General features: G+C 71.2%; 8 protein-coding genes. 3 read left to right on the forward strand and 5 right to left on the reverse strand.

Annotation, left to right across the window (positions count from 1 at the left end):
* Positions 1-235: 235 nt before the first annotated feature.
* The 4 genes from narI to ACZ4FV_RS13295 are packed head-to-tail and all read right to left on the reverse strand — an operon-like array spanning position 236 to position 7,221.
* On the reverse strand, positions 236-961 hold the full coding sequence (gene narI / locus ACZ4FV_RS13280) for a respiratory nitrate reductase subunit gamma (protein ID WP_395860641.1): 726 nt from the start codon (positions 959-961) through the stop codon (positions 236-238).
* Positions 958-1,629: a nitrate reductase molybdenum cofactor assembly chaperone gene (gene narJ, locus ACZ4FV_RS13285; protein WP_465322649.1), complete on the reverse strand. Its 672-nt coding sequence runs from the start codon at positions 1,627-1,629 to the stop codon at positions 958-960. Before narJ ends, narI begins: the two co-directional genes overlap by 4 nt.
* Complete coding sequence (narH, locus tag ACZ4FV_RS13290; RefSeq protein ID WP_395860637.1) at positions 1,626-3,311, reverse strand: nitrate reductase subunit beta; 1,686 nt, start codon at positions 3,309-3,311, stop codon at positions 1,626-1,628. The genes narJ and narH overlap by 4 nt, the downstream gene beginning before the upstream one ends.
* A 1-nt stretch (position 3,312) precedes the next feature.
* Positions 3,313-7,221, reverse strand: a complete 3,909-nt coding sequence (locus ACZ4FV_RS13295) for a nitrate reductase subunit alpha (protein ID WP_465322650.1) — start codon at positions 7,219-7,221, stop codon at positions 3,313-3,315.
* Between the two features lie 136 nt (positions 7,222-7,357).
* Here ACZ4FV_RS13295 and ACZ4FV_RS13300 point away from each other — a divergent pair, with 136 nt between their 5' ends.
* Entirely contained in the window at positions 7,358-8,617 is a 1,260-nt protein-coding gene (locus ACZ4FV_RS13300; protein ID WP_395860633.1) for an MFS transporter, read from the forward strand.
* A 63-nt stretch (positions 8,618-8,680) separates the two neighbouring features.
* Here the strand turns inward: ACZ4FV_RS13300 and ACZ4FV_RS13305 are convergent, their stop codons facing one another.
* Complete coding sequence (locus ACZ4FV_RS13305) at positions 8,681-9,628, reverse strand: EamA family transporter (RefSeq protein WP_395860631.1); 948 nt, start codon at positions 9,626-9,628, stop codon at positions 8,681-8,683.
* A gap of 69 nt (positions 9,629-9,697) precedes the next feature.
* On the opposite strand from ACZ4FV_RS13305, the gene ACZ4FV_RS13310 reads away from it, so the two are divergent.
* Positions 9,698-10,645, forward strand: a complete 948-nt coding sequence (locus tag ACZ4FV_RS13310) for a LysR family transcriptional regulator (RefSeq protein ID WP_395860629.1) — start codon at positions 9,698-9,700, stop codon at positions 10,643-10,645.
* A 211-nt stretch (positions 10,646-10,856) separates the two neighbouring features.
* Positions 10,857-12,071 carry a serine hydrolase domain-containing protein gene (locus ACZ4FV_RS13315; RefSeq protein WP_395860627.1) on the forward strand — a complete coding sequence of 405 codons (1,215 nt, stop codon included), beginning with the start codon at positions 10,857-10,859 and terminating at the stop codon, positions 12,069-12,071.
* Positions 12,072-12,102: the final 31 nt, after the last annotated feature.

Consider the following 12,102-nt stretch of genomic DNA (forward strand, 5'->3'; position numbering starts at 1 on the left):
CCCTCCGGGAATGCGAGTGGAAGAGGCAAAGCGCCCCCGATCCTTGTTCGCAAACTCCGTACCGCGCAAGGCATTTGCCGGCTTTGCGGGGGGCAAACGCCGACCCCTCGGGCCGCCCGGACCACGCGTTTTCGGCCACCCGATGCCCTGCCGCACGCTCTCCGACCACACTCTCCGACCACGCTCTCCGACCTTGATTGCCGAGCACTCCGCCCCGCGAAGTCCGGCCCCGCCGTTACCGGCCGACCCGCTCCCAGCCGCGTCGGGGTTCCGTCGCGCCCGGCGAGCGGGTATCGCGGCTGCGATAGACGACATACGGGCGGAAGAGGTAGCCCAGTGGCGCGCTGAAGGCGTGCACGAGGCGGGTGAACGGGAACAGCGCGAACAGCAGCATCGCGAGCACGACGTGTACCCGGTAGGTGGTCGGTGCCTCGGCCATCAGCTCCGTTCTCGGCCGCAGGTAGGACAGGCTGCGGAACCACGGGGCGATCGTCTCGCGGTAGTTGTGCTCGTGCGGGCCCACCGTGTTCCACAACGTCGCGGCGGTGCCCGCGAGGATGGTGCCGGCGAGGAAGACGTACATCAGCTTGTCGTTGCGGGTGGTGGCCGAGAACACCGGGCCGGTGGTGCGCCGGCGCAGGATCAGCAGCACGATGCCGGCGATTGTCATCAGCGCGGCGACCAGCCCCAGGGCGGTGGCCGCGACGTGGTAGGCGTGTTCGCCGACGCCCACCGCGTCCGTCCACGACTGCGGGATCAACAGGCCCACGACGTGCCCGGCGATCACGAACAGCAGGCCGTAGTGGAACAGCGGGCTGCCGATCCGTAGCAGTCGCGACTCGTACAACTGGGAGGAGCGGGTGGTCCAGCCGAATTTGTCGTAGCGGTGGCGCCAGACGGTCCCGCCGACGAGGACGACCAGGGCCAGATACGGCAGCACCGCCCACAACATGGTGTTCATCGCTCGACCCCGCGCGCTCGATAGCCGTCCAGGCCCACGTCCTCGCGCGGTGGCCCGGTGTGCGCGAGGGCGCGGGCCTGGGCGCGGTCCGCGGGGGAGGCGCCGGGCAGCGTTGCGCACACCGCCTCCAGGACGCCCGCGTACGGGGTCCCCACGTCGAGCAGCGCGAACCGCAACAGCTCGATGCCGGGGCGGTGTTCGCCCAGCAGCGCCTCGCCGGCCGCGGCCGGTCCGGGACCGCCGGTGGCGGCGAACTCCAGCACCGCGGGCAGGAAGTCCGGCAGTTCCTCGCCGGTGAACTCCAGGCCGTGCTCGCGATAGATGCGCTTGAAGGTCACCAGTGCCTCGCCGCGCCGTCGGGTGTCGCCCTCGCGCCACCAACTCAGGTACAGACTCCGCCGGTTGCGCATATCGAAGACGGTCACGTAGTGCGCGGCAAGCTCGGCCGCCGGCCACGCGCACACGTCGTCGAGGAAGGCCGTCAGCAGTGCGCCGGCCGGCCTCGGAACGATCTGTGCCAGCGCGCCGCGCACCAGCGGCACCCGGGAGTGGAAGATCTCGTCCGGGTAGTGCAGGCACAACGCGGCGGCCTGGCGGATCACCGCTGTCGAGTACCGATCGTCGAGCCGGGCCGACTTGGCCCGGAACCGGTTGGTGAGCGACCTCATCGGTGCGTGCCCCCCTCTTCGCGTTCGGGGAACAGCCCGGCCGGTCGACCGTTGCCGTCCCAGTTGAGCAGGTTCACCCGGGCGCCGGGGCCCGAGGTGTCCGCGGGCCGGTCGGCGGTGCCGCGGTCGCGCAGGGCGTGGAAGTTCTCCACGCTCACCGGTACCGGTCTCCCGGACGCCTCGCCGAAGGGCCCGGATCCGCCCATTCCCGGCCCGCCGTCGAAGTCCAGGCTGCATCCGCCGGGCAGCGCGGATTCCTCCAGGCGGCGGGCGTCGCCGATCGCGGCGGTGGGGATCACGTAGCGCTCGTCGTACTTGGCGATCGCCAACAGGCGGTACAGGTCCCGCACTTCCTGCCCGGTAAGACCGGCCAGGGCGGCCACGGCCTCGTCCGGTTCCTCGTCGAGGTTGATCGCCCGCATGTAGGAGCGTATGGCCGCGAGCCGTTCCAGCGCCGCGCGGACCGGCGCGGTGTCGCCGGCGGTGAACAACTCGGCGAGGTACTCGAGCGGGACGCGCAGGGTGTCGATCGCGCCGAAGAGGTTGCCGGCCTCCTCACCGTCGAAGCCGGTCGAGGTCAGCGCGTCGACCACCGGGGACAGGGGCGGGATGTACCAGACCATCGGCATGGTCCGGAACTCCGGGTGCAGGGGCAGGGCGACCCGGTACTCGGCGATCAGCGCGTACACCGGTGAGCGGCGGGCCGCCTCGATCCAGGCGTGGGTGATGCCGGCCTCCTCGGCCGCGCGCCGCACGGCGGGGTCCTCGGGGTCCAGGAACACGCCCAGTTGGGCCCGGTACAGGTCCCTGTCGTCCTCGACGGAGGCCGCCGCCAATACCGCGTCCGCGTCGTAGAGGACGACGCCGAGGTAGCGCAACCGGCCCACGCAGGTCTCCGAGCACACGGTCGGCAGCCCCACCTCGATCCGGGGGTAACACATCGTGCACTTCTCGGCCTTGCCGGTCTTGTGGTTGAAGTAGACCTTCTTGTATGGGCAGGCGGTGACGCACATGCGCCAGCCGCGGCAGTCGTCCTGGTCGACCAGGACGATGCCGTCCTCGCTGCGCTTGTACATCGCGCCGGACGGGCAGGCGGACACGCACGAGGGGTTGAGGCAGTGTTCGCAGATCCTGGGCAGATAGAACATGAAGGTCTGTTCGAACTCGAAGCGGACCTTGTCCGCGACCTTCTCCCGGGTCTTGGCCACCATCGGGTCCAGGTGCCCGAGTTCGGCGGTGCCGCCGAGGTTGTCGTCCCAGTTGGAACTCCAGGTGATCTCCATCGGCTCGCCGCTGAGCAGCGAGCGCGGACGGGCGACCGGGATGTCGTCGCCGAGCGGGGCGTCGGTGAGGTTGCGGTAGTCGTAGGTCCAGGGCTCGTAGTAGTCCGCGATGGTCGGCATTCTCGGGTTGGAGAAGATCCGCGAGAGTCGGTGCAGCCGTCCGCCGGAAGCCAGTTGCAGCCTTCCGCGCCTGTTGCGCCGCCAACCTCCCTGCCACTGCCGTTGGTCCTCGTAGCGGCGCGGGTAGCCCTGGCCGGGGCGGGTCTCGACGTTGTTGAACCACGCGTACTCCACGCCGCCGCGGTTGGTCCAGGTCTGTTTGCAGGTGACCGAGCAGGTGTGGCAGCCGATGCACTTGTCGAGGTTCATCACCATGGCGATCTGGGCCATCACGCGCATCTCAGTACTCCACGTCCTGCGAGCGGCGGCGGATCACGGTGACCTCGTCGCGTTGGTTGCCGGTCGGACCCAGGTAGTTGAACGCCCAGCTCAGTTGCGCGTATCCGCCGATCAGATGGGTGGGTTTGAGCAGGACGCGGGTGAGCGTGTTGTGGATGCCGCCGCGTTTGCCGGTGCTCTGCGCCTTGGGCACGCCCACGGTGCGATCCTGCGCGTGGTGCATGTAGACGGTGCCGGTGGGCATCCGGTGCGAGACCACCGCGCGGGCGGTGACCACACCGTTGCGGTTGACCGCCTCGATCCAGTCGTTGTCGCGGACCCCGATCGCCCGCGCGTCGGCGGTGCTCAGCCAGATGCCCGGTCCGCCGCGCGAGAGCGAGAGCATGAAGAGGTTGTCCTGGTACTCGGAGTGGATCGACCACTTGTTGTGCGGGGTCAGATAGCGGACCGTCACCTCGCGGTTGCCGTCCGGGCCCAGGCGGGGTTCGCCGAACAGGCGGTGCATGTCCAGCGGCGGCCGGTAGACCGGCAGCGCCTCGCCGAGTTCGTGCATCCAGTCGTGGTCGAGGAAGAAGTGCTGGCGGCCGGTGAGGGTGTGCCAGGGTTTGAGGTGTTCGGTGTTGAGGGTGAACGCGGTGTAGCGACGGCCGCCGGCCTCGCTGCCGGACCACTCCGGCGAGGTGATCACCGGCTCGGGCCGGGCCTGGGTGTCCGCGTAGCCGATGCGCTTGCCCTCGTGTTCGGCGGCCAGGTGCGCCATCGGCTGTCCGGTGCGCGCCTCCAGGGTGCGGAATCCTTGAACGGCCAGCCTGCCGTTGGTCGTTCCGGACAGGGTCAGGATCGCGTCGCAGGCCCGTACGGCGGTGTCGACGAGCGGGCGGCCGTCGGCGACCCCGCCGCGCGCGGTGCCGTTGAGCCGGCGCAGGTCCTCGATCTCGGCCCGCACGTCGAAGGTGATGCCCTTGACCGGCAGGCCCAGCGCCTCGGCGAGCGGTCCCAGGGTGGCCATCTTGGCCGCCACCGCGGTGTAGTCGCGCTCGACCACGGTCAGGTTCGGCATGGTCCGGCCCGGCACCGGCGGGCACCGACCGGCGCGCCAGTCCGGCGCGGTCCCGCCGGGTTGGGCGATCTCGCCGGGGGTGTCGTGCTGGAGCGCGGTGGCCACCAGGTCGCGGCGGGTGCCCAGGTGTTCGCGCGCCAGTTCGCTGAAGCGCGCGGCGATCGCGTGGAACGTGTCGAAGTCGGTGCGAGCCTGCCACGGCGGGTCGATCGCGGGGGTGAACGCGTGCACGAAGGGGTGCATGTCGGTGGAGGACAGGTCGTGCTTCTCGTACCAGGTCGCGGCCGGCAGCACCACGTCCGACATCAGCGTCGTGGACGTCATCCGGAAGTCCAGCGACAGCAGCAGGTCGAGCTTGCCCTCCGGGGCCTGTTCGCGCCAACGCACCCCGCGCGGCCGGGAGTCCGGCGGCGCCTGCTCGGCGCGCAGCGAACTGTCGGTGCCCAGAAGGTGTTTGGTGAAGTATTCGGCGCCCTTGGCGGAGGAGCCGAGCAGGTTGGAGCGCCACACGGTGAGCACCCGCGGCCAGTTCCGCGGCGCGTCCGGGTCCTCGCAGGCGAAGCCGAGTCTCCCGTCGCGCAGGGCCTCGACCGTGTGCTCGACGGGGTCGGCGCCGGCGCGGTCGGCCTCGTCGACCAGGTCCAGCGGGTTGCGGTCGAAGGTGGGGTACGAGGGCATCCAGCCCAGCCGGGCCGACATCGCCAGGCAGTCCGCGCCGGTCATCCCGGTCAGGTCGCCCGCGCCCAGCGGCGAGGCCAGCACGTCGGCGGTGAAGCCGTCGTAGCGCCACTGGTCGGTGTTGAGGTACCAGTACGCGGTGCCGATCATCTGCCGCGGCGGCCGGGACCAGTCGTTGGCGCTCGCGAGGGTGGCCCACCCGGTGGCCGGCCGACACTTCTCCTGACCCACGTAGTGCGCCCAGCCGCCACCGTTGCGGCCCTGGCAGCCGGTGAGTTGCAGCAGGGCCAGGAAGGTGCGGTAGATCGTCTCGGAGTGGAACCAGTGGTTGGTGCCGGCGCCCATCAGGATCATGCAGCGGCCCTTGGACCGCTCGGCGGTGTCGGCGAATTCGCGGGCGATCTTGACCGTGCGCGCCGCCGGCACCGAGGTGAGCGTCTCCTGCCACGCGGGTGTGCCCGGTTGGGTCGCGTCGCCGTAGCCGGTGGGCCAGGTGCCCGGCAGGCCCTCGCGAGGCACTCCGTACTGGGCGAGGAGCAGGTCGAACACCGTGGTGACCAGGGGGCCGTCGGGGGTGAGTCGACGGGCCGGTACACCCCGGCGCAGCACCTCGCCGCGCCCTTGGCCGTGGGCGCCGCCCTCGGTGTCGAAGCGGGGCAGCAGCACCTCGACGCCGTGTGCGCGCGGATCCCGGTGCAGGGTCAGTCGCGGGCGGACGCCGGCCAGGTCGAGGTTCCAGTGGCCCTTCCCGGATTCGGTCCAGCGGAAGCCGATCGAGCCGCCGGGGACGACGGGTTCGCCGGTGCGCTCGTCCAGGAGCACGGTCTTCCAGTCCGCGCCCTCGTCCGCCGGGCCGGTCGGCCCGTGCGGGTGTGCGCCCGCCGCGATCGGGTCGGCGAGATCGGCGGCGCGCAGGAACTTGGCGGGGGTGTACGCGCCGGGCTCGTCGGCGCGTTCGGTCAGGGTGACCAGGAACGGCAGGTCGGTGAACTGTTTGACGTAGCCGTCGAAGAAGTCGACCGTCCGGTCGACGAAACACTCCTTGAGGATCACGTGGCCCATCGCCATGGCCAGCGCGGCGTCGGTGCCCGGGTGCGGGTGCAGCCATTCGTCGGCGAACTTCGCGTTGTCCGCGTAGTCCGGCGCGACCACCACCACCTTCTGCCCGCGATAGCGCGCCTCCGCCATCCAGTGCGCGTCGGGCGTACGGGTGACGGGCACGTTGGAGCCCCACATGAACAGGTACGCCGCGTCCCACCAGTCGCCCGACTCGGGCACGTCGGTCTGGTCGCCGAACACCTGCGGCGAGGCCACCGGCAGGTCGGCGTACCAGTCGTAGAAGGACAACATCGGCGCGCCGATCAGGCTCATGAAGCGCGCGCCGGCCGCGTGCGAGACCATCGACATCGCCGGGATCGGCGAGAACCCGGCGACCCGGTCGGGGCCGTGGGTCTTGATGGTGTGCACGTGCGCGGCGGCGACCATCTCGACCGCCTCGTCCCACGTCGCCCGGACCAGACCGCCCCGGCCCCGGGCGCGTTGGTAGCGCCGGCGGCGTTCGGGGTCGCCGACCACGTCGGCCCAGGCCAGGACCGGGTCGCCGAGGCGCTGTAGGGCCTCGCGGTACATCCGGAGGAGCACCCCGCGCACGTAGGGGAAGCGCACCCGGGTGGGGGAGTAGGTGTACCAGGAGAACGCGGCACCGCGCGGGCAGCCGCGCGGTTCGTATTCGGGCCGGTCGGGACCGACCGAGGGATAGTCGGTGGCCTGGGTCTCCCAGGTGATCACGCCGTCCTTGACGTACACCTTCCAGCGACACGAGCCGGTGCAGTTGACGCCGTGGGTGGAGTCGACGACCTTGTCGTGGCTCCATCGCTCGCGGTAGAAGACGTCGCCCTGTCTGCCGCCCCGGCGGTATTGGGTGCGCAGGTCCGGCGAGACCACCGCGTTGCGCCGGAAGAACCGGCCGGTGCGCAGGAGCAGGTCGCTCGCGGGACCGTCCAGGCCGGGTGCCGGGGGCGGGTCGAAGGGCGGCGGGCCGATCGGGAGCGGGTCTGCGGGTGAGGCGTCCGAGGATGACGGGTCTGCGGACGATCGGTCTGCGGGCGGGGGCGAACCGTTGTCCATGACGACCCTTCGAGGCGACTGCTCCGCGTCCTGAATGCGAGTCAATGTCCTATATATAACGGTTCGGTCATCGGATTCGGGTGCATAGCTCACCGTGTCCGGCCACCTGGGCGCAGAACACGCGAAGGGACCATCACACGTGGAGCAGACTCGGCCTGCGGCTCGGGCGAGGGGTGCCCGGGTGCCGCGCGCCGCCTGGGTCAACCTCGCGGTCGCCACCTTCGGCATCCTGATCAACTTCTGGGCCTGGGGCCTGATCAGCCCGCTCGGCCCCACCTACAAGGAAGACCTCGGGCTCAGTTCGTTCCAGCAGTCGTTCCTGGTCGCCGTGCCGGTCCTGGTCGGCGCGCTCGGGCGGATCCCGGCCGGCGCGCTGACCGACCGCTACGGCGCGCGGATGATGGTGCCGGCGATCAGCTTCCTGACCGTGCTGCCGGTGCTTGCCCTGAGCGTGTTCGACTCGTTCGCGATGCTGCTCGTGGTCGGGTTCGTGCTCGGTGTCGGCGGCAGCTTCTTCGCGGTCGGCGTGCCCTACGTCAACGCGTGGTTCCCGCCGGACAAGCGCGGTACCGCGATCGGCGTCTTCGGCATCGGCACCGGCGGCACCGCGATCGCCGCGTTCTTCACGCCCCGGCTGCTGCGCTGGGTGGACGACCCGAACTTCCAGTTCTACCTGGTCGCGTGCGTCCTGATCGGGTACGGCCTGATCGCCGCCCTGGTGGTGCGGGACGCCCCCGGGCGCACCGTGCCCGACCGGTTGTTCGGTCCGCGCTTCACCGCCGCGCTCAAGCAGCCCTCGACGCTGCCGATGGCGCTGCTGTACGCGGTGTCCTTCGGCGGGTTCGTCGCGTTCGGCGTGTACCTGCCCACCTACCTGCGCGAGGTGTACGCGGTGAGCCAGGACTCGGCGTCCACCCGCGCGGCCGGCTTCACCGTGATCGCGGTGTTGTGTCGGCCGATCGGCGGCGCGCTGTCCGACCGGATCGGGCCGGCGAAGGTGCTGATCGGGTCGTACGCGGTGCTCGGCGTGGCGGCCGTGTGGCAGGCGTTCAGCCCGGACCTGATGCCGCAGGGCACGATCGCGTTCCTGGTAATGGCCGGCATGCTCGGCGCGGGCAGCGGCGCGGTGTTCGCGCTGGTCGCCAACCTGACGCCGAAGGACAAGGTCGGCACGGTCACCGGTCTGGTCGGTGCGGCGGGCGGTCTCGGCGGCTTCGTGCCACCGCTGATCATGGGCTCGGTCTACAGCGGGACCGGCTCGTACGCGATCGGCCTGATGCTGCTGTCCGACGCGGCCTTCGCGGCCATGGTGTACTGCGCGGCGCGGCTCCTGGGGCACGATCGTCGACCTGCCGAATCGGCGGAGTCGGCGGAGTCGGCGGAGCCGGGGAAGTCGGCGGAGTGGCGAGCGGGCACGGGGGCCGGGGCCGAGACCCGTTAGGTCCCGGATCCGGCTCGGCGCGCACGGATCGCCGACCGTGCGCCGGCCGGTGGTTCGGCCCGCTCAGCACGCTTCCCGGGCGACGGGGCGCGGACGCGGCGGGTCGGCGTGCGGGTCCCGGGGTTCGGGGCTTGTGCGGGCGCCCGTGCGGGTTGCGCCGATGCCGGCGATCACCACGAAGACGACGCCGGCCGCGGGTACCGGACCGGGTATCTGGTCGAGCACCAGCAGGCCCATCAGGAGCGCGATGGCCGGCTCCAGGCTCATCAGCGTGCCGAAGGCGGACGTGGTGAGCCGGCGCAACGCGAGGAATTCGAGGGTGAACGGCAGTACGGCGCTCATCGCGGCCAGCCCCAGCATGGCCGCGAGCAGGGGCCAGGTCAGGCCACCGAACCCGGTGGGAGCGGCGACGAGGACGGCGAGGAGGCCGGCCACGGACATCGAGACGGCCAGCCCGTTCAGGCCGGTGACCCGATCGCCGATGTGTTGGGTCAGCAGGATGTACGCCGCCCAACAGACCGCGGCGGCCAACGCGAAGCCCACACCGGCGAGATCGGTGCCCGCGTGCCAGGGTTCGGTCAGCAGGAGCACGCCCGCGCCGGCCATGGCCGTCCAGTGCCTGCGTCCACCGCCCGATCCGTACAGGGAGACGGCCAGCGGCCCGAGGAACTCCAGGGCACTCGCGGTGCCGAGTGGCAGGCGCGCCACGGCGAGCATGAAGAAGAGCATCATGCCGCCGCTCACCGCACCGAGCATGACGCACGCCCCCAGGTCCCGGCCGGCGAAGTCGCGGCGGCGCGGGCGCACGAGGACCAGCAGGAGCACGCCGGCCCACGCCAGGCGCAGCCCGGCGGTTCCCAGCGCGCCGAGCCGGTCGATCAGCGGTACCGAGAGCGCCAGCCCGAGCTGGACGGTGGACATGGAGACCACGGCCATCAGGGCTCCGGTCGCCGGGTCCGGCAGGCGCGGCCGGGCGATCGCGAGTCGGGTGCGTGATTGCGGCGTGCTCATGGGATCAAGTAGATGACCTCGGCATTGTTCGTGTCCACGTGCCGATTCGAAACATATCGTTCGTCAATCGTGGACAATGGGGAGGTGGAGACCCGACGGCTGCAGATATTGGTGGAATTGGCCCGGCTGGGATCCATGCGCGCGGTCGCGGACATGTTGGAAACCACCACCTCGACGGTCTCGCAGCAGATCGCCGCGCTGGCCCGAGACATGGGTGCCGCCCTGATCGAGCCGCAGGGGCGCCGGGTCCGGCTCACTCCGGCGGGGCGTCGGCTGGCGGAACACGCCGTGACCATCCTCGCCGCGGTGGAGGCGGCGCGGCACGACCTCTCGCCCGGCGCGGAGCCCAACGGCACCGTGCGCGTCGCCGGGTTCGCCACCGCCATCCGGACCCGTCTGCTGCCCGTGGTCATCGACCTCGCCGTCGCCCATCCGCGGGTCCGGGTCCTGATCCGCGAGCACGAACCCGCCGAGGCGCTGGAACTCCTGGCGGAGGACGGTACGGACCTTGCGCTCACCTACGACTACAACCTGGCGCCGGCCGCCGAGGACCCGAGCGTGCGGACCACCGCGCTGTGGACCGCCCGATGGGGGCTGGGCGTTCCCGCGCACGCCGACGCCGGCGAGGGGACGACAGCGGAGGTGTTCGCCCGCTTCGACGCCCACTCCTGGATCGTCAACTCCCGCAACACCGCGGACGAGACCGTCATCCGTACGCTCGCCTCGACTGCGGGGTTCACCCCGCACATCACGCACCAGGCCGACAGCCTCGACCTGGTGCAGGGCATGATCGTCGCCGGTCTCGGCGTGGGCCTGCTGCCCATGCACACCGAGCCGTTGCCCGGGGTGCGGCTGGTCCCGCTCGCCGTCCCGGAGGTGGAACAGCGCGTCTTCGCGGTAGCCCGCCACGGCCGGCTGAACTGGCCCCCGCTCGCCCTGGTGACCGATCTCCTCCTGCGGCGGACCGGCGAGGCCGCTGCCGGGGGACCGGGTGAGGTGTCCTCCGGGGGTGCGTGACGCGCCTTCCGGTGGGATGCGACGCCTCTTCCGGCGGCGTGTGACGCCCTCTTCCGGTGGACCGCGTGACGTCCGCGCGCCGGCGGCGGGGGCCGGTGCGGCCGTACGGGTGGAATCGCCGGGGCGTGTTCGGGGGCGCGGGGGCCGGGGCCGGGGCGGATGGTGATCTTGGCCGACAAAGTCCCCGCACTCCCGGAAGAGACGTCCCGCCATGCGTCGTGCCCCCGCCTGCCGACTCGCCACCGCCCTGTTCGCCCTCACCGCACTGGTCCCGCTCACCCTGACCGCGCCCGCGGCACAGGCCTCGCGGCCGACGGCCGTCGTGGTCGCCGCGGACCCGCACAACGACGACCGTCCCCCGCACCACGGACTCGACCCCGCGCTCGTGGCCCGCCTCGACGAGGCGATCGAGCGCACCCGCCAGGAGGCCGGCGTGCCCGGCGTGACCGTGGGGTTGTGGCTGCCCGGACGCGGCAACTACGTCCGGTCCACCGGCGTGGCCGACAAGGAGACCGGTGCGCCGATGACGCCCGACCTCAACATGCGGATCGGCAGCGAGACCAAGACCTTCACCATCACCGCCCTGCTGGAACTGGTCGACGACGGACTGATCGGGCTGGACGACCCGATCTCCGACTACATCGACGGCGTCCCCGACGGCGAACACATCACCATCCGGCAGATGGCGGAGATGCGCAGCGGCCTGTTCTCGTACACCTTCGACGAGGAGTTCGTGACCACCCTGCTGGGCGACCCGACCCGCCCGTGGACCCCGCAGGAACTGCTGGCGTACGCCTTCCGGCACCCGAACGTCTTCGCTCCGGGTACACAGTTCCAGTACTCCAACACCAACACCGTCCTGCTCGGTCTCGTTGTGGAGAAGCTCGGCGGGATGCCGCTCGCCGAGTTCATCCACCGACGCGTCACCGGCCCGGCCAAGCTGCGCCACACCCTGTTCCCGGAGGGCGCCGAGTTCCCGTCGCCGCACGCGCACGGGTACACCGACCAGACGCTGTCCGGCGAGGTCGTCGACGCGACCGACTGGAACCCGAGTTGGGGCTGGGCGGCGGGCGCGATGATCTCCGACCTGCACGATCTGCGCCGCTGGGCCAAGGTGGTCGCCACCGGCACGCTGCTCTCCCCGGCTACCCAGGCGGAGCGGGAGAAGTTCATCCCGGTACCGAACTTCGACGACGCCGGGTACGGCCTGGGCCTGTTCCGGACCCACGGCTGGGTCGGGCACAACGGCTCGCTGCCGGGCTACGAGAGCGTGACGATGTACCTGCCGGAGCAGGACGCCACCATGGTGATCCTGCTCAACACCGACATCCTGCACGACGGTTCCGAGCCGAGCACGCTCTTCGCCAAGGCGATCACGTCCATCATCACTCCGGACCACGTCTACGATCTGCCGCCTCAGGGCTGATCGCAGCACGGTGCGACGCACCGCACCGCGC

The sequence above is a fragment of the Embleya sp. NPDC025285 genome (assembly GCF_055558835.1).

Coding starts and splice junctions, on each gene's coding strand:
- narJ (WP_465322649.1), bottom strand. CDS start 1,629: ATGAGGTCGCTCACCAACCGGTTCCGGGCCAAGTCGGCCCGGCTCGAC.
- ACZ4FV_RS13315 (WP_395860627.1), top strand. CDS start 10,857: ATGCGTCGTGCCCCCGCCTGCCGACTCGCCACCGCCCTGTTCGCCCTC.
- narH (WP_395860637.1), bottom strand. CDS start 3,311: ATGCGCGTGATGGCCCAGATCGCCATGGTGATGAACCTCGACAAGTGC.
- ACZ4FV_RS13305 (WP_395860631.1), bottom strand. CDS start 9,628: ATGAGCACGCCGCAATCACGCACCCGACTCGCGATCGCCCGGCCGCGC.
- narI (WP_395860641.1), bottom strand. CDS start 961: ATGAACACCATGTTGTGGGCGGTGCTGCCGTATCTGGCCCTGGTCGTC.